This window comes from Tateyamaria sp., assembly GCF_059783535.1.
Genome location: NZ_JBYNDP010000021.1, coordinates 5,191 through 25,978, shown reverse-complemented (window position 1 = coordinate 25,978; position 20,788 = coordinate 5,191). Strand labels below are relative to the sequence as shown.

General features: G+C 60.8%; 15 protein-coding genes and 1 pseudogene. 6 read left to right on the top strand and 10 right to left on the bottom strand.

What is annotated here, in order from left to right; genetic code table 11:
- Positions 1–47: 47 nt before the first annotated feature.
- Complete coding sequence (ileS, locus tag AC6RA8_RS06590; RefSeq protein WP_500351410.1) at positions 48–3,035, bottom strand: isoleucine--tRNA ligase; 2,988 nt, start codon at positions 3,033–3,035, stop codon at positions 48–50.
- A gap of 253 nt (positions 3,036–3,288) precedes the next feature.
- Here ileS and AC6RA8_RS06585 point away from each other — a divergent pair, with 253 nt between their 5' ends.
- A complete protein-coding gene (locus tag AC6RA8_RS06585) occupies positions 3,289–4,464 on the top strand; it encodes an FAD-dependent oxidoreductase (RefSeq protein WP_500351408.1) in 1,176 nt (391 codons plus the stop codon).
- Here the strand turns inward: AC6RA8_RS06585 and AC6RA8_RS06580 are convergent.
- The 5 genes from AC6RA8_RS06580 to AC6RA8_RS06560 form a co-directional block, all read right to left on the bottom strand.
- Positions 4,461–7,178, bottom strand: a complete 2,718-nt coding sequence (locus tag AC6RA8_RS06580; RefSeq protein WP_500351406.1) for a DUF2339 domain-containing protein — start codon at positions 7,176–7,178, stop codon at positions 4,461–4,463. The genes AC6RA8_RS06585 and AC6RA8_RS06580 overlap by 4 nt on opposite strands.
- A gap of 115 nt (positions 7,179–7,293) precedes the next feature.
- Positions 7,294–8,913 (bottom strand): FAD-dependent oxidoreductase, encoded by a 1,620-nt coding sequence (locus AC6RA8_RS06575; RefSeq protein ID WP_500351405.1) that lies wholly within the window; start codon positions 8,911–8,913, stop codon positions 7,294–7,296.
- 2 nt (positions 8,914–8,915) lie between these two features.
- Entirely contained in the window at positions 8,916–9,929 is a 1,014-nt protein-coding gene (locus AC6RA8_RS06570; RefSeq protein WP_500351403.1) for a YcjF family protein, read from the bottom strand.
- Positions 9,929–10,375, bottom strand: a complete 447-nt coding sequence (locus tag AC6RA8_RS06565) for a GNAT family N-acetyltransferase (RefSeq protein WP_500351401.1) — start codon at positions 10,373–10,375, stop codon at positions 9,929–9,931. Before AC6RA8_RS06565 ends, AC6RA8_RS06570 begins: the two co-directional genes overlap by 1 nt.
- Positions 10,372–11,784, bottom strand: a complete 1,413-nt coding sequence (locus AC6RA8_RS06560; RefSeq protein WP_500351400.1) for a YcjX family GTP-binding protein — start codon at positions 11,782–11,784, stop codon at positions 10,372–10,374. The genes AC6RA8_RS06565 and AC6RA8_RS06560 overlap by 4 nt, the downstream gene beginning before the upstream one ends.
- A gap of 176 nt (positions 11,785–11,960) precedes the next feature.
- Between AC6RA8_RS06560 and truA the strand changes: the two genes are divergently transcribed.
- Positions 11,961–12,728, top strand: coding sequence for a tRNA pseudouridine(38-40) synthase TruA (truA, locus tag AC6RA8_RS06555; RefSeq protein ID WP_500351398.1), 768 nt, complete (start codon positions 11,961–11,963; stop codon positions 12,726–12,728).
- Here truA and AC6RA8_RS06550 read toward each other — a convergent pair.
- From AC6RA8_RS06550 to AC6RA8_RS06535, 4 genes are all read right to left on the bottom strand, one after another.
- Positions 12,725–13,219 (bottom strand): hypothetical protein, encoded by a 495-nt coding sequence (locus AC6RA8_RS06550; RefSeq protein ID WP_500351396.1) that lies wholly within the window; start codon positions 13,217–13,219, stop codon positions 12,725–12,727. The genes truA and AC6RA8_RS06550 overlap by 4 nt on opposite strands.
- A 2-nt stretch (positions 13,220–13,221) precedes the next feature.
- Positions 13,222–14,865 carry a hypothetical protein gene (locus tag AC6RA8_RS06545; protein WP_500351394.1) on the bottom strand — a complete coding sequence of 548 codons (1,644 nt, stop codon included), beginning with the start codon at positions 14,863–14,865 and terminating at the stop codon, positions 13,222–13,224.
- An 88-nt stretch (positions 14,866–14,953) separates the two neighbouring features.
- The gene (locus AC6RA8_RS06540) at positions 14,954–16,189 is read right to left on the bottom strand and encodes an acyl-CoA dehydrogenase family protein (RefSeq protein WP_500351392.1); all 1,236 of its coding nucleotides are present in this window, start codon (positions 16,187–16,189) and stop codon (positions 14,954–14,956) included.
- Positions 16,190–16,274: 85 nt separating this feature from the next.
- Positions 16,275–17,105 (bottom strand): 3-oxoadipate:acetyl-CoA acetyltransferase, encoded by an 831-nt coding sequence (locus AC6RA8_RS06535; protein ID WP_500351390.1) that lies wholly within the window; start codon positions 17,103–17,105, stop codon positions 16,275–16,277.
- A gap of 220 nt (positions 17,106–17,325) precedes the next feature.
- Here AC6RA8_RS06535 and AC6RA8_RS06530 point away from each other — a divergent pair, with 220 nt between their 5' ends.
- The 4 genes and pseudogenes from AC6RA8_RS06530 to AC6RA8_RS06515 form a co-directional block, all read left to right on the top strand.
- Positions 17,326–18,753, top strand: coding sequence for a circularly permuted type 2 ATP-grasp protein (locus tag AC6RA8_RS06530; protein ID WP_500351388.1), 1,428 nt, complete (start codon positions 17,326–17,328; stop codon positions 18,751–18,753).
- A gap of 4 nt (positions 18,754–18,757) precedes the next feature.
- Positions 18,758–19,699 (top strand): alpha-E domain-containing protein, encoded by a 942-nt coding sequence (locus AC6RA8_RS06525; protein ID WP_500351387.1) that lies wholly within the window; start codon positions 18,758–18,760, stop codon positions 19,697–19,699.
- Between the two features lie 4 nt (positions 19,700–19,703).
- Positions 19,704–20,504: a transglutaminase family protein gene (locus AC6RA8_RS06520; RefSeq protein ID WP_500351385.1), complete on the top strand. Its 801-nt coding sequence runs from the start codon at positions 19,704–19,706 to the stop codon at positions 20,502–20,504.
- A 39-nt stretch (positions 20,505–20,543) separates the two neighbouring features.
- Positions 20,544–20,788: pseudogene (locus AC6RA8_RS06515) on the top strand (peptidase); the annotation flags it as partial.

The following is a 20,788-nucleotide window of genomic DNA, read 5'->3' as shown; positions in this document are numbered from 1 at the left end:
AAAATCCAATGCAGATCAGCGAACAGCCGTCGCGCAGTGCTTTTCGCCTATGTCAGAGCGTCGTCACACCTTCCGCAGACACCTGCGTGCACATGCAAGCCCACGTCCGGCAGCACTTTCCAGCAGCGGGCGCATTTCGCGCCTTCTGCTTTGGCAAAGACCACCGCCACGCCAGGCACTTCAGGCAAACGGAAGGCGTCTGACGGCGCTGGGTCCGTTGTCACGCTGATTTGCGACGTGATGCAGATATCAGCAAAAGGCAACGCGGTCAGTGACTCAGCGAGGTCCGCATCCTCGACATAGACAATCGGGGCTGCTTCAAGCGATGCGCCGATGACTTTGTCTGTGCGCTGGATTTCCAATGCCGCCGTCACCACGCGCCGCGCGCCACGCACACCTGCCCATTTCGCGGCCAGCGCTTCGTCGCGCCATGCGGCAGGCGTTTCGGGAATGTCTGTCAGGTGCACCGAGCTGTCCTCGCCCGGATACCGCTCCAACCACACTTCCTCCATCGTGAAGACGAGGATCGGCGCCAGCCACGTTGTCAGCCGGTGATAAAGCAGATCAAGCACCGTGCGCGCCGCACGTCGCTCGGGCGTATCACCGTCACAGTACAGTGCGTCCTTACGGATATCGAAGTAGTATGCCGACAGATCCACGGTCGCGAAGGTGAACACGGATGAGAACACACGCTGGAAATCGAATGCGGCGTAGCCTTCGCGCACAGTCTGGTCCAGTTCTGCCAATCGGTGCAGCACCCAACGCTCCAGTTCCGGCATGTCTGCGGGGTCTGTGCGATCTGCCTCGATAAAGTCCGACAGTGACCCCAGCATGAATCGCATCGTGTTGCGCAAGCGGCGATAGCTGTCAGCCACGCCTTTCAGGATCTCCGGCCCGATCCGCTGATCGGCAGTGTAATCCGTTTGCGCCACCCAGAGCCGCAGGATGTCGGCACCGTATTGCTTGACCACTTCCTCGGGCACGATGGTGTTGCCGATGGACTTCGACATCTTGAAGCCCTTTTCATCAAGCGTCATGCCGTGTGTGACGACGTTGCGGTACGGCGCGTGACCCGTTGTGCCGACCGATTGCAGCAGGGAAGAATGGAACCAGCCCCGGTGCTGGTCGGTGCCTTCCATATACACGTCAGCCACGCCATCCTCGGTTCCGTCCGCGCGGTCGCGCAGAACAAAGGCGTGGGTGGAGCCAGAGTCGAACCACACATCGAGGATGTCCGTCACCTGTTCGTAATCGTCAGGGTTCACGATCCCTTCGAGGAAACGCTGCTTGGCATCCTCGTCGTACCACGCATCAGCGCCCTCCGCTTCGAACGCGGAAGTGATGCGGCGGTTGACCTGCGGGTTGCGCAGCAGGAAATCGTCATCCGTGGGCAGCGCGCCCTTTTTGGTGAAGCAGGTCAGCGGCACACCCCACGCGCGTTGACGCGACAGCACCCAGTCGGGGCGTGCCTCCATCATCGAGTGCAGGCGGTTGCGGCCTGATTTGGGTGTCCAGTTGACGTTGTCGATCTCGGTCAGCGCACGTTCCCGGATCGTCGTGCCGTGCGTGTCCTGCCCGTCCCCCACGGGTTTGTCGATGGCCGCAAACCATTGCGGTGTGTTGCGGTAGATCACCGGCGCTTTCGACCGCCAGGAATGCGGGTAGCTGTGCTTGATCTTGCCACGGGCCAACAGCCCGCCCACTTCGGCCAGCTTGTCGATGACGGCAGCGTTGGCGTTGCCCTCTTTCCCGTTGGGTTTCAGGATTGCCTTGCCACCAAAGAACGGCAGGTCGTCACGGAACCGCCCGTCGGGGTTTACGTTGTAGGTGATGACCTGCTCGAGCATGCCCAGCTCACGGTACAATTCGTATTCGTCCATCCCGTGGGACGGCGCGCAATGTACGAAACCGGTGCCTTCGGTGTCGGTGACAAAATCAGCGGCACGGAAGTCCCGGATATCATCCCATTCGCCGTTTGCATCCTCAGCCCCTTTGAGAGGGTGGGTCAGCCGTACCTGGCTCAACTCATCGGCCGTCACATCGCGTAGGCGGCGGTACATCGTGTCCTCAAGCCGTGCGCGGCCCAGAACGTCTGAGGCAAGGTTGTCGGCGAGGATGTAGCGATCACCGATATTCGCCCAGCATTCTTCGGGGCGGCCCGTGACTTCGTAAAGGCCGTAGGAGATGTCAGGGCCAAAAACGACAGCTTTGTTGGACGGCATTGTCCATGGCGTTGTGGTCCAGATCACCACATGAGCGCCTTCAAGATCGCCCAGCGGCGCGACATGCCCTTTGGTGTCTTCCAGTGTGACTGCGGGTAGGTCTTTGGCTGCAACTACCTTGAACTTCACCCAAATCGTGAAGCTGTCCTTGTCGTGGTACTCGACCTCGGCCTCGGCCAGCGCCGTCTGCTCAACCGGCGACCACATCACGGGCTTCGATCCCTGATAGAGCGTGCCATTCATCAGGAATTTCATGAATTCCTCAGCAATCACGCGTTCGGCATGGAAATCCATGGTCAGGTAGGGTTCGTCCCAATTACCAGTGATGCCCAGACGCTTGAACTCCTCGCGCTGGATATCAACCCAGCCCGCGGCAAAGTCCCGGCACTCGGCACGGAATTCGTTGATCGGAACCTGATCCTTGTCCCGACCCTTCTTGCGGTACTGTTCCTCGATCTTCCATTCGATGGGCAAGCCGTGGCAGTCCCAACCGGGGATGTAGCGCGCATCGCGGCCCATCATCTGATGGCTGCGCACGATCATGTCCTTGATCGTCTTGTTTAACGCGTGTCCGATATGCAGGTGGCCGTTCGCATAGGGCGGGCCATCATGCAGCGCGAAGGGCTCCCGCACTTTTTCTTGTCCGGCCCCCTTTCGGGCGAGGTCGGCTTTCTCGCGCAGGCGGTCATAGACCCCGATCCGCGCCCAGCGCTCCAGCCACCCGGGCTCGCGCTTGGGCAGGCCTGCGCGCATCGGGAAGTCGGTCTTGGGCAGGTTCAGGGTGTGTTTGTATTCAGGTGTATCGGCGCACATGGGTGGCGTCCTTTGTCGGTCGTATATCTTGCAAAGCGGAGAGGTGCGGTGCGAGTGGTCTCAAGCACCTTTACCCGGCGTCTCAGTGGTTGGTCAGAGCGCCGGGGATATAATTCGCAGAATGATGATCGTGTGCATCATGGCGGCCTTATAGGCGCGGGCTGCCGAGGCGTCCAGTGGGCCAAGATGCCTCATTTCACGCAAAGCGCAATTGCCTAGGGTGACGCAAACACGCGTCAGAACGGAACGGGACATGAATATCGCAATTGCGGGGGCCGGCATCGGCGGTTTGGCTGCGGCCATCCTGCTGCGTCAGCGCGGCGCCGAGGTGACTGTTTTCGACCAGTTTGCAGCACCTGAACCCGTTGGATCGGGGCTGGTCATTCAACCCGTCGGGCAAGCGGTTCTGGGGGCTTGCGGGGTACTCGATCAGGTGATGGCGACGGGCAACCGCGTGACCCGGATGCTGGGCCATGAAGCGGACAACGGACGGCGTGTGCTTGATGTTTGGTATGACCGGCGCGAGGGCGACAATTTCGGGCTTGCCCTGCACCGCAACGCCCTGTTTTCGGCCCTTTGGGACCGAGCCGTCGCCGAAGGCACGACAATGCGCCTGGATGCCAAGGTGACCAGTGCAGGCAGCGGACATTTGGATCTTGAGGGCGGGGAGAAAGCGGCAGGTTTCGATCTGGTCATCGACGCGCTTGGTGCACGTTCTCCCTTGACGCCCATCCGCTCTGTCGAGCTGCCCTACGGCGCGTTGTGGGCCAACGTGGCTTGGCCCGATGGAACCAAGCTTCCATTGGATCAACTGCGCCAGACCTACCGCAAGGCCAGCAACATGGTGGGCGTGCTGCCCATTGGCGTACCGCCGGGTGCAGCGGAGCCGATGGCGGCGATCTTCTGGTCCTTGCCCAGTGATGGCTACGACGCGTGGCGTGCTGCAGGTCTGGACGCGTGGAAAGACCAGGCATCCGGGCTTTGGCCCGCTTTTGCGGCCTTTGCCGACCAGATTTCTGTTCCCGATCAGCTGACCATGGCGCGGTACGCGCATGGCACACTCAAGGTGCCCTACAGACACGGAGTCGTGCATATCGGGGATTCCGCCCATCGCGCCAGCCCGCAACTGGGCCAAGGCGCCAACATGGCGTTGCTGGACGCATATGCACTGGCCCAAGCCATTGATGCGCACGGGCCGGAAGCCGCCCTGCCCGTCTATGCCAAGGCAAGGCGCTGGCATGTGCGGGCTTACCAGACGATGAGTTGGGCCTTCACGCCACAATACCAGTCCGACAGCCGTTGGCTGCCGGTCCTGCGTGACAGAGTGTTGTTTCCGGTGTCGATGATCCCGCCCGTCCCACGCATCCTGTCCCACCTGGTGTGCGGCACACTGTTATCCGCCTTCCCGAAAGGTGATCCGCTGCGCTAGTCCACGGGTGCGGACTTGCTCTGCGCCCAACGATTGAGCCACGCGAGGCCGGACAGCGACAGGCCCAGAACCACAAGGGACAATACGCGCGTCAGTCCTTCCAGCCCGGAAATGTCGATCAGGAACACTTTGGCGACCGCCAGACCAATCACGGTCAACCCGGCGCGACGCAAGGCGGTCGCGTTGCGGGCAAGCGATTGATAGAACAGCACAGCGCCGGTCAGCAGGATCGCTACCGTGTAGCTGTACAGTTCTGGCTGCAAAAAGCCCTGATCCAAATCCATACCCTGCGCGCCTTGCCAAAGATGGCGCACAGTCGCAAAGGCCCAATACACGCCGACGCCGACCGCCACGGTTCCCAACCCCCAGCGCAGCAACCGATGCCGCAGGCGCCAAGCGCCAAAGGCCAGCACAAGTGCGGGAAGCAAATAGGCCGGGATCAACGTGTTCAATACCGGTGGCCCCGACACGTCATCACCCCATGTGTTCAGAAGTGGCGATAAAAGAGTCAGACCAAGCGCCAATGCGCCAAAGCCGATCAGGCCAAACACCAGCGCCAACCCACCGCGCACAAAGGCAAGGACACCACCCAAACCTTCGATGCGCAGAAGCTGCACCAGCATCAAGCCCAACCAGATCACCGCAAACAGGCCCATGGCCCAATGGGTGTCGGTGTTGTGGCCGGGCAGCACGTCATCGAGGAAGCGGATGAGCAGCAATGACACCAGCATCCCTCCGGTCGACCACGCCGCTGTGTCCAAGATGAGGGTTGCGGTTTTTCGTACCATCCCGCGCAACAACACCATTGCTGCGACAAAGGCAGCCAGTGAACCGGCATAGGCCAGCACCATTTCCCAAAGCGGTGCATCCAGCGCCCAGAACAGCCCCGGGTCACCGACCAAACGGGCACCGACCGCAGCAACGCCAATGGCGATAAACACTTGCATGAGTGGCAATTTGAACTGCCGATCCAGCCAGGCGGCGACCAGTACAGTCACGGCAAGTGCAACGGTCAGCGCGGCCAGTGACAGGATCAAAACGAGAGCGAAGGTGATCGACGCCAGCGCCGACAAGACAAATATGGACGTCCGTGTGCGATCCGGCGCGTCCACGCGGGCAAAACGCAGGGCAAAGCTGACCATCATGGCCGCCATAACGATGGCATGAAGAGCCCAAGCATATGCACCAATTGTCTCGGCGGGCCTCCATGTCAGTTCGAGTACAACCGCAAGAACCGGCGCGACCAACGCACCGCCCATCCCCCAGGCGAGGGACAGGCCCGGGCGCATCACTCTTTGCGCTGCAACCGCACTGAGCACCATTCCAACACCCCACAGAAGCGAGACGGCAAGCGGGAAATCAGCCTCTGGATTTGTGTCGTAGGTGGCCAGGAACGCGGTAATGACTGGCCCCAGTTCAACCCCTTCAATCGCGATCACGGCAATGACGGCCGCAACCGGAAGCAACACCAACTCCTGCAGCGCAGGTGCGGACAATGTCCAGTACACAATTGCGATCGCAAAGATCACGAGGATGACGACAGCCATCCAGAAAGGTTCGGCACCCGCGCCGGCACTCCAGCCCATTGAGCCGGATGTGACAAGCACGGCTGCAAGCGCAAGCAGTGTTGGAAATGCCGGGCGGTCACCTTTTGGATCCAACAGGAATGCCGAAACAAGGGTGCCGCCGTGATCAGGTCGGAAGGATCGCGCCGGAACGAGGATCGCCAAGACCGCGAGGATCGCGACATAGACCTGGAACCCCAGCACCATGGACTCGTTGCCGCTCAAAACGGTCAACCAACCCATGGCAAAGCCCAGACCAACACTCAGCACCGACACCCAAGCCCAGCGTCGGATCGTGTCAATTCCCAGTCCGACGGCTGCGGTGACACCAAAGTAAACGTACAGCCAGGGGGTCGCAGGCACCGTGCTGCCCACCAGAAGCGGGGCTGTAAACGCACCGATGACCCCGACAGCGGCCAAAAGCGGACCGTTCAGCCAGCCCAATCCAACACCCAATAGCCCAACCGCGGCCATACCGGCAAACGCGATCTCGACCCCGATCAGTTCATAGAGCAGTCGCGCGGCGGCAATGCCGCCAAACAGGGACACGAGCCCAGCCCCTGAAAACACCGATGGAATATAGGCCGTGGTCGCATCGGGGCTGTCCCCGAACCTGCGGCGGATCACTTCGCCCCCGGCGATCAGCGCCCCGCCAAAGGCAAGGGCCGCAAGCACGCGGGCGGTTGGCGGGAACAGGTCGTTTTCGATCCCGTATTGCACCAAAAACAGCCCCGCCAGGGCCAGCGAGACTGCAGATACGGCATAGAACCAGTTGGCGGTCAGCCACGATCCGAACCGTTGCAACGGCGTTGGTCCGGCAGGTTCCGTTGGCTTGGGCGGCTCCGCTGCCTTGCGTTGTGCAATCACACGCGCAGCGGCTGGTTCGGCTTTCTTGGGCTCGGGTTCCGTGGGTTCGGCGGTCTCCGCCTCCGACGGCTCGGCGACTTTCTCGGACGCCTCCCATGGCGAAGTCCCCGTCGGTGCGGTGGTTGCCTTCGCCGGGATTGGCGCATCCGGTGACCGTCCGGCCAGCGCACTTTCGAGGTCAACGATCCGCTTGCGCAAGCCACTGACGGCAACCAAGAGGTAGATAACCGCAATCGGAATCGCGAGGATTATCAATCCTCCAAGGACAAGTATCCCTTCCATATCCATCCCTCGCACGCACTTTCGCGCGAGGATAAACCACTGTCACCTGAGACAAAAGGCAAGGATTTCCAGACTTTTGCAGGTCGGCCTTGCACCACCATGGCACGTGGTTGCGTCAGTCGTCCGCGATATGCGCCCAAACGGCAGACATCACGACCGATCCTTCGCCCACGGCGCTCGCCACCCGTTTCACTGAACCGGCACGTACGTCACCGACCGCAAAAATGCCGGGGCGAGAGGTTTCATAGCCGGTGACGGCACCCACATCCGGTCCGGTTTTGACAAACCCTCTATCGTCCAACTCGACCAGATCGGACAGCCATTTTGTGTTGGGCGCGGCCCCGACCATGATAAACAGTGCTTTCGTGTTCAGCTGCCAGCTTTGACCACCGCGCCGATCATGGATGGTGATGGCATCCAGCCGATCATCGCCGTGCAGTTCCTTGACCTGGGTGCATAGGTGGATTGTGATCCTCGGGTGACTTTCCAAGCGTTGAAGCAGGTAATCCGACATCGAGGACGACAGGGTCTCGCCACGCACCAGCACATGTACATGCTTGGCCGTCCGGGCCAGGAACATGGCAGCCTGACCCGCCGAATTGCCGCCGCCGATCACAGCCACTTCGGCGTCTTTGCAATAGCGCGCCTCCACATCGGTGGCGGCATAGTAGACACCGTTGCCCTCCAGGTCTTCCAGGCGTTCAAGCGGCAGGCGGCGATACTGCACGCCAGTCGCCACCACCAATGATTTGGCCGATACCCAGTCGTCATTGTCCAACTTGATATGAAACAGGTGCTTTTCGCATTGCATCAACTCCGTCGCGCGTACTGGCACGGCAAAACGCGTCCCGAACTTCATCGCCTGCAGTTCGCCCCGGCCCACAAGATCGCCGCCGGAGATGCCGGTGGGAAAGCCCATGTAGTTTTCGATCCGGCTTGAGGTGCCTGCTTGCCCCCCGATTGCGAGGTCTTCCAGCACGACGGCGCACAATCCTTCTGCCCCGGCATAGACTCCAGCGGCCACGCCAGCAGGCCCACCGCCTACAATGGCCACGTCATAGACGTCTTCCTTGCGCAAGCTCATATCAAGGCCAAGCGTGGCGGCCACACCACGCGGCGTGGGCGGATCAATCACCTGATGCTTGGCAAACACCACGGCCGGATGCGTCCGATCAATGCTGCACATGCTGGCAAGGTCATTGCCTTCGGTGCTGTCAATCTCGACCTCGACAAACGGAATGCGATTGCGCGAGGCAAAGCTGGCGATGCGTCGCACATCGCGATTCACTTCCCCGCCGACAAGGGTCAGCCCGCCCTCGGACATGTCCAGCATGCGGCGACGGCGCGCGGCAAAGACAGTGATAATGATGTCCGACATCTCGGGAATGTCCGACATGAGTTTCAGCATGTCATCGCGCAGCACACACAACAGCTGCGTGTCCTGCACCGCGCGCCCCCCCATGAAGGCATGCCCTCCGTTCAGAAAGGCCAACTCTCCAAAGAACTGGCCGGGGCCAAGCGTTGCATTCCCGTACCGCTTGCCATTGGACGAGTTTACCGCTTCCGTTTCACCTGACAAAAGATAGTGAAAGGTGTCGATACGCTCACCTGCCCGTTGGAAGTATTCGCCCGCCTTGACCTCCATCACGGTTCCAACACGGCGCAGCGCATCGACATGTTCGTCCGTCAGCGGTGTGCGCACCATCGTGGCAAGGTCGGGGGCAAACGTTTCCATCGTCAGTCGGTTCCTTTTTCTCTCTGGCCTTGAAATAGGCCGCCAAGTGCCTGTTTCACGAGGCGGCGTGCCTTGGGCCTGTCACCGGGGAGATAGGTCAGTGGTCGGCACACTTCCATGGCTGCGACCCCAACGCGGGCCGTAAGGGCGCCATTTACCAGTCCCTCGCCAAATCGCCGCGAAAGTTTGCCTAAAATTGAACCACCCAACAGGGGCTCCAGTATGTCGTCACCGACGGCGACTGCACCTGTCGCAACCAGATGAGCCATAACTGCACGGGTCAGCCGCCAACTGCCCAACAAACCACCGCGCCCGCCGTAAATCTCGGCAACGCGTCGGATCATCCGCAGATTGGCCGTCAACGCTGCGACAACGTCTGCCAGCGCAATCGGAACAAGCGCAGTGACCGTTGCCACCTGACGTGCGGCCGCTTCAACCTCTCGCTCAGCGGCTTTGTCCAACGGGGTCACAAGCGTATCTTCAGCCAGTTTGAGCAAACCGGCAGCATCCATCTGATCACCGCGCAGCTCCGCCAAGCGGGCGCGCGCCCACTCTGCATCCGGCCTGGCCCGGTACAACGTATCAAGCCGGTCGACCACCGTGCGGGCCGCCGGAAGATCGTTCTGTTCCATCGCCTGCGCTGCCGCGTGGCGCAGCCCGTCAAGCCGCGTGAGCCGTCGAAGAGCCGCCAGTTCGCGTAGACAAATCACAAGCAAGGTGAGGACAAAGGCGCAAAGCAGCCCCGTAAACGCCCAACCCACGATCGGCGCCCGGGTGATCCATCCAGTCACGAAATCCCACGCCGCCGCACTAAGAACTGCCGTCAGCAACGCACCGGCCAGCCCACAGAACAAACGCCCGATCCGCGATGGTTTGCGAGCGGCCACACGCGCGACACTCTGCATGGCTTCGCCACGTGGGGCAGCCAACGGAACGATGTCCGGCACAGGTGGGGCATCCGCAACCTTGGGCGCCGCTTCATCCTCGATCTCGATCAGTACTGGGCCCTTAGCCATCACTTCGTCCCTTTGTGCCAGTCGTAACGGATGTCAGGCAAACCTTCGTCATTGCGCGCGCCACCCGTACGTTCCATTTCGACAAAGCCATGCCGCAGATAGAACCGCTGCGCGCCGGTATTTGCCTGAAAGGTCCAGAGCGTCAGATGGTCCGTCGCATGCTGCATCTGCGCCAGCAGGTCTGCACCAACCCCCTGCCCCTGCGCGCCTTCGCCAACATAAAGCGCATGCACATCTGCCCCGTTCCGAGCGCAAAACGCACACACTTGATCACCTCTTTCAGCCACGGTCACCCAGCCCTGTTCGATCATGTGCCCTGCAAAGGACAGATCTTCCGCACGGGTGTGGATGCGTGGCATCCAGTTTGTGCCATCGATGAAACCCGACAGGATCGCACCCACGGCACCCGCATCTGTTGGCTGCGCCGGTCGGAGAAACGCGTTCACAACTTATCTCCGAAAAGGAACTGCGCCGCACGGTCGAGCCGGATATGGGGGGGACCGTCGCCTGGGCGCAAGGTCAGCGGGGCTGGTGCGAATCGCATCACCTTGTAGTCACCATCCAACCAATCCTGCGCTCCGTTTGCAGCCGGAGACAGGATATGCGCCGGATCATCCGGCAACGCGCCGGGGTAGAACGCCGCCTGTTTGCCGGTGTCCAGCAATGTGCCCCTGACCACATCGAGCGGATCTCCGTCATGCTGCACCGTGTCCTCGGTTGTGGCGCGCAGCGCGGCAAGTGCAAGCGCCTGCGTGTCAGCCCCCGCAAAACGCGCGCGGTCTCGTGCCTCACGTGTCAACGCCTCCATTATGGCTGTCAAGCGGGCGTGTTGGCTGTGATGCAGATGGTCGGCCTTGGTCGCGGCGAACAGGATCTTCTCCACCCGCTTGCCCCGAAACAATTGGCTCAGGAAAGCATTCCTGCCGGGACGGAAGGCCGACAGAATTTCGGACATGGCTGCGCGCATATCCACAACAGCGGCGGGACCGTTGTGGATCGCACCCAGCGCATCGACCAGCACAACCTGTCTGTCGATGCGGGCAAAATGGTCGCGGAAAAACGGGCGCACGACCTGCGACTTATATGCCTCAAAGCGCCGTGCCAATTCGCGCCGCAGCGACCGCCGGGGGGTATCCCCGGGCGGTAATGGTGCAAAGGTCAGCACGGGGGAACCGGCCAGGTCACCGGGCAGCAGGAACCGACCCGGTGTGCAGTCATAGTAGCCCTCGGCACGGGCCGCGTGCAGGTACTCGGTGAACGCGGCGGCCAGTGCCTTGGCCTGTATTTCGTCCAGCTTGGAGGCACCATCAACCGACGTAAGCGCCGAACGAAACGCGGCAGCGCTATCGCGGTTCTCAAGGCGCGCCAGCACAGAATCTGACCACTGCTCATAGCTTTGATCGAGAAGCCCAAGGTCCAACAGCCACTCGCCCGGATAATCGATGATATCGAGATGCACGGTCCGGGGACCCTGCAACCCCGCCAACAAACCGTTTGGCTTGACCCTGAGCGACACACGCAATTCGCTGACAGCGCGTGTGCTGTCGGGCCAGCTGGGCGGGTTGCCGGTCAGCGCGCCCATATGTGCCTCGTAATCGAAGCGTGGCACGGTGTCGTCGGGTTGTGGTTGCAGGTATGCGGCTGCGATCCGTCCTTCGCTGGCGGCCAGCAGGTGCGGCATACGCCCCTGATCCAGCAGGTTTGCGACCAGTGATGTGATGAAAACCGTCTTGCCGGATCGGGCCAGCCCGGTCACGCCCAACCGGATTGTCGTATCGCCAAATAGGTCCGCCCCGGTGTCGTAAATGCCTTGGGCCACGTCCAGCACGCCATCGGCAATTGTCGTTAGAACCACGTGCGGCCCCCTTCATGTCTTGCCGACTATGTAAGGTGTCGCGCGGTCTCGTACCAGTTCGGTGTCACATCGGGTGTGAGTGTGGGAGCCTCCGGCGAGGATTCTTTGGAAACGGGGAAGGCAAGACCAGTTGCGCGCCGTTGCAGGAGGATGTGTTTGGAGCTAGGTGGGCTTTCATGCCGCGCTATGCCCTCAAAGTCGAATATCATGGTGATCCTTTTGCCGGATGGCAGCGACAGGCGGATCAACCGTCTGTGCAGGGTGCAATTGAGGCGGCACTGGCAAAGCTCGAGCCTCGCGATCACACCATCGCAGCTGCGGGCCGCACCGACGCGGGCGTCCACGGTCTTGCACAGGTTGCGCATTGCGACATGCAGAAGGATTGGGACCCGTTCCGGCTGTCCGAAGCGCTCAATCATCATCTGAAACCACACCCAGTGGCAATTATCGCCTGCGCCAAGGTTGCGGATGATTGGCACGCACGTTTCTCAGCCATGGAACGCCGTTACCTCTTCCGCATCCTAATGCGACGCGCACCGGCGACGCATCTGCGGGGGCTGGTGTGGCGAGTGAACAACCGCTTGGACGCCGGTGCCATGCAAGCGGGTGCCAACCACCTGATCGGGCGGCATGACTTCACCACCTTCCGTTCCTCGATTTGTCAGGCGGACAGCCCATTGAAGACGCTGGACCGGCTGGATGTCACTAAGGTGGACGGCGTACAAGGCCCCGAGATTCACTTCGATGTCCGGGCACGGTCCTTTCTCCACAACCAGGTGCGCAGCTTTGTTGGCACGTTGGAGCGTGTGGGCGCCGGGGCATGGCACCCGGATGACGTCAAACATGCGCTTGAGGCGTGCGATCGCTCGGCTTGCGGTCCCGTCTGCCCTCCGGACGGGCTGTATCTGGCCGGTGTCGGCTACCCGGAAGATCCGTTCGCCTAGTCCAGTTCCATCAACCCGGCACCCGCGCCGCCAGATCGCGAGGCGTCGCTATCGGGCACATAGGTCTTGGCCGCGAGGGTATTCAACTGCTCGGAAAGCGACGCATCAAGGTGGAGCCGCTCTGGGCGCCCGCGTGCGCTGGGTTCAGAGAGTGACAAGCTCACTCTCACCTTTGGCCCCGCGATATCCAGTTCTGCCTTGCAGGGCAACGCTGCCAGCCAACTGACCAGCATAGCGCGGGTGCCAGCATCCTCTTCCCTTGCATCCACGGGTTTGGCCGTCACTGACGCCGCTTCGACAATCGTTTCTACCCGGTGCGCCAAGGCAACAATGCTCTCGGGCTTGGACAAGGCAGCGGCAACAGCGCCCTGCGGACCTTCATCAGCGATATGGCGGGCCAACATTGCGCCAAAGGCGAGCGCCTGGGCAGGTGGCACCCCCGCTCCGCTGGCGGCTTTGACCCCCAGCGTTTGCACTTCGGTCCATGACATGTTCATCGCTCCATCGCCGGAAGCCACCAATCATCCATCTCGGGACGCAGTTCATCCCCTAAAGGTGCACCCTGTGCCAGCGTGATGCGGGTCCACAGGTCGGACTTTGGATCGAACTTTGTCGCACCAAAGAAACTGAGCTTGCACCGCAGCATATCAATGGGGCGACAGGTCGCAGCAATAAGGTTGTCGCGGATTTCTGCGTAAGAATAGCGGTTTAGAAGGGCAACCCGATTGACGGCATGGGTGTGATCGGGATGTTGTTTCGTGAATTCCGACACCGGCATCGCGCCATTTGGAAGATCGGCATAAAGCTGTGCAACCCGGCGGGCGATGTCCAAAGGGGTTTCCAATTCGGCCCCCGGCTCGGCAAAACGGTCACCCAGTCGCGGCTCCAATTTCGCCTCGCTCACATACCAGAACCGCCGACACTGGTCCGCGTCCTCATAGTCATGGGCAAGCGCCCAACCCCATTTGGTTTCGATGGCAGACTTGAGTGCTTCGGTGTCTGCAAAGGGCACGATCAGAGGCCCGAACCGATCCCCCATATCTTGCGCCAAGTCATCCACATCTTCCGGGCAGATTTCGATCAGTAACGCGGCCAACAGTTCCTGCAGCGTTTCACTTTCATCTGCTGCAGCATCCCAAAGCGCCGCAAAGGGTCTGTTCGCCGGCACGGTATCAAAACGCCGTAGAAAAGAAGCCCAATCCGCTTCCAGCTGCCGCAGAATGTCATTGTGATCCTCGGCCGGGACAATCCAATCCGCCAAATGGCGCTGCGCCCGCCTCGCAAGCGTCCGTAACCGCTTGCCTTGCGCTTCGGTCATCGTCTCGCGCGCCAACACACGTGCCAGAGCCGTTTCACGGGCCTGCATCCAATTGTGCAGCAGGACCGGGTGGTTCACCAGGAAAGGCGCCATGCCCAGCCCGGTCGCATTGCCGATACCGATGTGCCGCGCAAGGTCTGGATCAAGGGTGCCGCCCCCGACATGCTGCACCAGATCAAGCGTGAAGTGCCGGATCAGGTACACTGTCAGCATCTCGGCAGCGAAGGGACCTTCAAGCCCGGGGCGATCTGCAATCAGCGTGCGATCTGCAATGCCGAACTTGCCATTTCCATAAACCGCCGTCGTGCGCATCAGGTAACCGATGTCGCAAATCATCCTGGGGTCGGGCTGTTTACCGGCCCGCAGGGCTGCAACGATTGCGTCCCACATGCGTACGGATTTGTTTGCACGGCTGAGCACGAGGTCACGCGGACTGAACCTGCCTGCCTCCTGCTTTGGGGCCTGCCCTTCAATGCGGGTAATGTCATCCGGTGACGCAACCCCGTCGAACAGGACAAAGGCGGCGTCCCATGCGGTTGCAATCACCCGGTCGCTGCGTTGGTCTGCAGGCAGATCATTCGAAATTGCCACCAATGAATAGGTGTTTCCACCCAGATCAACGGCATAGGCGGCCTGACCATGGCCTTCCGCCGACATGTCCCAATGAATACGACGGACCTCGGCCCGTTCCGCGCACAAGCGCCGGACGAGCACGCGCAAAAAGCTGAGCCGTGTGGGCATCATTTGTCCCATACGCGCAAGGCGCATCACCGTTTCCGGTGGGCGCAGCGGCTCTGTGCATGGGACATGATCTTTCATGTCTTCACTAGGGCCAAGACTTGGCCTTGTGGCAAGTTATTTTGTGCAACTCGGCCTGTTCATGCAGACGACTGCATGCGTTTGGCAATCACATCGGCTGTTGCGTATACTTCTTCAGCTCCGCGCGGGCGACCTGACGGCGGTGAACGGCATCCGGCCCGTCAGCAAGGCGCAACGTGCGCTGATGGGTCCATGCAATGGCCAGAGGCGTATCCTGACTGATCCCCTGCCCGCCATGCATTTGCACCGCCTCGTCGATAACCTTGAGCGAGACACGCGGGGCGATCACCTTGATCTGGCTAATCCATGGCGCCGCAGCACGCGCATCGCCCTGGTCCATCATCCACGCGGCCTTGAGACACAAAAGCCGCGCCATCTCGATCTCCATCCGGCATTCCGCAATGATGTCGTAGTTTGCCCCGAGTTGCGCCAGTGGCTTGCCGAAGGCTTCTTTGGACAGCGACCGCTTGCACATCAATTCCAATGCCGCTTCGGCCTGCCCGATGGCACGCATACAGTGGTGGATACGGCCCGGCCCAAGGCGACCTTGGGCAATCTCGAACCCCCGCCCTTCGCCCAGAAGGATGTTTTCGGCAGGCACGCGCACATTGGTGAACCTGATGTGCATGTGCCCGTGTGGGGCATCGTCATGGCCGTAAACCATCATCGGGCGCAACACCTCGATCCCATCTGTCCCCGCGGGGACAACGATCATGGACTGGCGCTTGTGCTTGGGCAGGTCGTCACCACCCGTTTTCACCATGACGATGTAGACCTTGCAGCGCGGGTCCCCGGCACCGGAGGCCCAATATTTCTCACCATTCAGGACATATTCATCACCATCCCGCACGCAGGCCATCGAGATGTTGGTGGCGTCTGACGAGGCCACATCGGGCTCAGTCATAAGATAGGCCGAGCGGATTTTCCCCTCGAGCAGGGGCGCAAGCCAGTCAGCTTTCATTTTGTCAGTGCCGTAGCGCTCGAACACCTCCATGTTGCCGGTGTCGGGGGCCGAGCAGTTGAAAACTTCGGCGCCAAGCGGTGTCTTGCCCATCTCCTCGGCGAAGTGGGCGTATTCCACGGTGGACAGGCCAAAGCCCTTGTCGCTGTCGGTCAGCCAGAAATTCCAAAGCCCCGCCGCCTTGGCCTTGGCCTTCAATCCTTCCAAAATTTCGGTCTGTCGATCCGTGTATTGCCACCGGTCGCCCTTGGCGACTTCGGCGGCGTATTCCTCTTCGAGTGGCATGATCTCGTCCCGGATCATGGTGGCCACCCGGTCCAGAAGGTCACGGTTCTCGGGGCGTAGCGTGAATGACATGTCCATGATGATCTCCTCCTGATTAAAGGCAGGTTGGCGGATCAACCGGACCGTGTCTACCGGATCATGGACGTGACGCTAGGGCAATTGATCAAGCGGCCCGCAAACCAAGGATCGCACGGGCCTGAGTTGGGGTCGCAACGGGGCGGTCATGCTTGGCACATATATCGACCAACCGTTCGACCAACGCTGCGTTCGACGGCGCAAGCGTCTGCTTGTCGAGACGCACATTGTCCTCAAGCCCGGTGCGCGCATGCCCGCCAGTAGCCACCGCCCACTCGTTCAACACGATCTGGTTCGCCCCGATCCCCGCCGCGCACCATGGCGCGTCTGGAAACAGGCGCTGAACTGTTTGCACATAGAAATCAAAGACATGCCGATCCGCAGGCATGGCATTCTTCACCCCCATCACGAACTGGATATAGGGTGTATCCCTGATCTTGCCCTTTGTATGCATCTCCGCTGCCATGAGGATGTGGCTCAGGTCAAACGCCTCGATCTCGGGCTTTACGTCATAGCTGATCATCTCGGCCGCAAGCCATTCGACAAGGTCCGGCGGATTCTCGTAAACCCGGGTCGGAAAATTGTTCGACCCCACGGACAGCGACGCCATGTCAGGGCGCAACGGCAGCATTCCGCCGCGCGCCTGTCCTGCACCCGACCTTCCCCCGGTGGACAGCTGCACAATCATGCCCGGACAATGCTTTTCGACGCCCTCTTTCAACAGTGCGAACTTGTCGGGATCAGATGTTGTCGACCCGTCATCATTCCGGACATGCGCGTGGCAGATGCTCGCCCCGGCCTCGAACGCGGCATGGGTGCTTTCTACCTGTTCCGGCACCGTGATCGGCACCGCAGGGTTGTCCGATTTCTGGGGGACCGAGCCGGTGATCGCGACACAGATAATGCAGGGGTCAGACATAAGGCGCCTCGTTCTGAATGCTTCGCAACATCGTCCCTGAAACCCGGCAAAACGTCCAGTGCACCTGCGCACGGAATCTGTGTGTCAATTGTGGCCCAATCTGACGTCAGTAACTCACTCAGCACAGCAAATGCCTGATTATGCGACAGGATTTCAGTCCATTCCCGGCTTTTGTCCCGTTTTAGTTGCGACATTGCGTGGAATATGCAGGCTAAAGGGTATGTCTGGAAGACCCACGTATTTCGACGAGATGTTTGGCCACGGCACCGCCGCACGTGCCCCCTATGCCGATTACTCCAAATGGTTCGCGGACGAAGACACCGCCCGCCTGCTCTCCAAATCAGAAGAAGCCGAGGCCCTGTTTCGATTGATCGGCGTGACCTTCAACGTCTACGGCGATCCGGACGCGACCGAACGGCTGATCCCGTTCGATCTGGTGCCGCGCATTATTGCCGCCCGCGAATGGGCCAAGGTCGCCAAGGGGATCGAACAGCGCGTGCGCGCCCTCAACGCCTTTCTGCACGACATCTACCACCGACAAGAGATCGTGCGCGCCGGCCGCCTGCCTGCCGAGATGATCTCGCGCAATGATGCCTTTTTGCCCGAGATGATCGGCGTCTCGCCCCCCGGCGACATCTATACCCACATAGTGGGCACCGATCTGGTGCGCACCGGGGATGACGAATTTTTCGTTCTGGAAGACAATGCGCGCACCCCATCAGGCGTGAGCTACATGCTCGAGAACCGCGAGACGATGCTGCACATGTTCCCCGAACTGTTCAGCAAGATCAAAGTGCAGTCTGTCGGCCAGTACCCTCGGTCGCTGCGCAAGTCGCTGGCGGCCTGCGCACCAAATGCCTGCAACGGTCGCCCCACCATCGCGGTGCTGACTCCGGGCATCCACAACTCGGCCTATTACGAACATGCCTTCCTTGCCGATCAGATGAGCGCCGAGTTGGTCGAAGGGCATGATCTGCGCGTCGTGGACGGGCGTGTGGCGATGCGGACCACACGGGGCTACAAGCCCATCGACGTGCTCTATCGCAGGGTGGACGATGAGTACCTTGACCCGCTGAACTTCAACCCGGACAGCGTTTTGGGCGTGCCTGGCATCATGGATGTCTACCGCGCGGGCGGGATCACGATCGCAAACGCACCCGGCACCGGCATTGCCGACGACAAGGCGATCTACAGCTACATGCCGGACATCGTCGAATTCTACACCGGCGAAAAGGCAATCCTGCAGAACGTCCCAACGCATCGCTGCTCGGAACCGCAGGCCCTGAAATACGTGCTCGAAAACCTTGCCGATCTGGTGGTGAAAGAGGTGCACGGCTCGGGCGGCTACGGGATGCTTGTCGGCCCTGCGGCATCGAAGAAAGAGATCGAGGATTTCCGCGCCAAGCTAGAGGCCGCGCCCGGCAACTACATCGCCCAACCCACGCTTGCGCTGTCCACGGTCCCCATCCTGACCGACGCGGGCCTTGCGCCGCGCCACGTGGATTTGCGCCCCTTCGTCCTTGTGTCGCCTGACCGGATCGACATCACGCCCGGTGGCCTGACACGTGTCGCCCTGACCGAAGGGTCGCTGGTCGTCAACTCGTCCCAGGGCGGCGGAACCAAAGACACCTGGGTGCTGGAGGAGTAGCGCGATGCTGGGCAAGACCGCAGGCGGGCTCTTTTGGATGTTCCGCTACCTTGAACGGGCCGAAAACACTGCGCGAATGATCGATGCGGGGCTTCGCATTTCTCTGACGCGGTCAAGCGCGGCAGAGAGTGAGTGGACATCCATCCTGTCTTCGACCGGCCTCAGCAGTGCCTATGCGGACGTTCACGGCACGCCCGATGGCCCAAAAGTCATCGATTTTCTGCTGCGCGACCCGAACAATCCCGGCTCAATCATGGCCGGGATTGAGGCCGCGCGCATGAATGCCCGCGTTGTGCGCACGGCCCTGACCCGCGAAGTCTGGGAGGCTGTGAACGAGTGCTACATGGTGCTCAAAAGGCTGTTGGCCCAACAGGTCGAAGACCGCGATCTGCCGCGTGTGCTACAAGTGATCCGACAACGCAGCGCAATTGTGCGCGGTGCGCTGCACGGCACGATGGTGCGCAACGATATCTACAATTTCGCCCGCATCGGCACCTTTTTCGAACGCGCAGACAACACGGCGCGCATTCTTGATCAGAAATATTACATTCTCCTGCCTTCGGTCCGGCTGGTGGGCAGCCCATCGGACAATGTGCAATGGGACACGATCCTGCGCGCCACGTCTACGACGCGGGCCTATCAAACCCTGCACGATGGGGATGTGGACCCCAAAGCCATCGCCGAGTTCCTGATCCTCGACGGTCGCCTGCCGCGCAGCCTTGCCTTTTGCTATGGCAAGATCGGCGACAACCTCGGTTATCTCGAGAAGGAATACGCGACCCGGCACACCTGCCATTCCCTCTCTGACGCGCTCTGCTCGAAATTCAAAGCGCACGACATGAACGCCATCTTTGATTATGGTCTGCACGAATTCATCACGGACTTCCTGCGGGACAGCGCGGCATTGGGCCGTCAGATCGAGATTGATTACCGCTTTATTGAATGACCACATGCGCCTGAACGTTCTTCACAAAACCCACTACACCTACGACGCGCCTGTTCCATACGGGCTGCAACAGGTCCGCTTGCGCCCCAAGTCACGCCCCGGTCAATTGGTCGAAGACTGGCGTATCGATGTGACCGGCGGACAGGTCGAGGTGTCGTTCGAGGATGAACACGCAAATGCCGTTGATTTGGTCAGCTTTGCACCTGGTCAAACGGAGATTGAGATCACCTGTGCCGGTATCGTTGACGTTGAAGACAAGGCAGGTGTCGTCGGGCCGCAAGGCGGTTACGTCCCCTTGTGGCTGTTTCGCCGCAGCACGGCACTGACCAAGCCGGGAGAACGAGTTCAGGCGCTTGTGGACAGCGCACCGGGAAACGCGGGCGATCTGGACCAGTTGCACGCCCTGTCTGCCCATGTTCTTGAACAAGTGCCCTATTCCACCGATCAGGCTGCCTCTGACCTCACCGCAGAAGCGGTGATGGAGGCCGGTCATGGTGTATGCCAGGACCATGCCCATGTGTTCATCACGGCGGCCCGGGTACTTGGGTTTCCGGCCCGCTATGTGTCGGGATACCTGATGATGGATGATCGGGTCGATCAGGACGCCAGCCATGCCTGGGCAGAAGCCCATGTCGAAGGCTTGGGGTGGGTCGGTTTCGACATCTCCAACGGTATCTCGCCCGACGCGCGTTATGTACGTGTCGCCACGGGCCTCGACTATCGCGGGGCCGCCCCAATCTCCGGTTTACGCTATGGTAACGCAGGGGAAGATATGTCTGTGACCTTGCAGGTGCAGCAGCAATAGCGCAGATTTGCCGCGACTCGGGGCGGGGACACACAAAATATGACCTATTGCGTAGGGATGCGGTTGGATGCCGGACTGATCTTCATGTCCGACACGCGCACCAATGCGGGCGTCGACAACATCTCGACCGTGAAGAAGATGCACACGTGGGAGGTGCCGGGGGAACGCGTGATCGTGATCATGACCGCCGGGAACCTTGCAACCACGCAGTCGGTCATCTCGCTGGTGGATGAGCGGTCAAAGGCACCCGAGGATCGCAGCCCCTCGATCCTTGAAGCGCCGTC

Coding starts and splice junctions, on each gene's coding strand:
- truA (WP_500351398.1), top strand. CDS start 11,961: ATGCCGCGCTATGCCCTCAAAGTCGAATATCATGGTGATCCTTTTGCC.
- AC6RA8_RS06550 (WP_500351396.1), bottom strand. CDS start 13,219: ATGTCATGGACCGAAGTGCAAACGCTGGGGGTCAAAGCCGCCAGCGGA.
- AC6RA8_RS06525 (WP_500351387.1), top strand. CDS start 18,758: ATGCTGGGCAAGACCGCAGGCGGGCTCTTTTGGATGTTCCGCTACCTT.
- AC6RA8_RS06535 (WP_500351390.1), bottom strand. CDS start 17,105: ATGTCTGACCCCTGCATTATCTGTGTCGCGATCACCGGCTCGGTCCCC.
- ileS (WP_500351410.1), bottom strand. CDS start 3,035: ATGTGCGCCGATACACCTGAATACAAACACACCCTGAACCTGCCCAAG.
- AC6RA8_RS06575 (WP_500351405.1), bottom strand. CDS start 8,913: ATGGAAACGTTTGCCCCCGACCTTGCCACGATGGTGCGCACACCGCTG.
- AC6RA8_RS06530 (WP_500351388.1), top strand. CDS start 17,326: ATGTCTGGAAGACCCACGTATTTCGACGAGATGTTTGGCCACGGCACC.
- AC6RA8_RS06520 (WP_500351385.1), top strand. CDS start 19,704: ATGCGCCTGAACGTTCTTCACAAAACCCACTACACCTACGACGCGCCT.
- AC6RA8_RS06540 (WP_500351392.1), bottom strand. CDS start 16,189: ATGGACATGTCATTCACGCTACGCCCCGAGAACCGTGACCTTCTGGAC.
- AC6RA8_RS06545 (WP_500351394.1), bottom strand. CDS start 14,865: ATGAAAGATCATGTCCCATGCACAGAGCCGCTGCGCCCACCGGAAACG.
- AC6RA8_RS06570 (WP_500351403.1), bottom strand. CDS start 9,929: ATGGCTAAGGGCCCAGTACTGATCGAGATCGAGGATGAAGCGGCGCCC.
- AC6RA8_RS06585 (WP_500351408.1), top strand. CDS start 3,289: ATGAATATCGCAATTGCGGGGGCCGGCATCGGCGGTTTGGCTGCGGCC.
- AC6RA8_RS06580 (WP_500351406.1), bottom strand. CDS start 7,178: ATGGAAGGGATACTTGTCCTTGGAGGATTGATAATCCTCGCGATTCCG.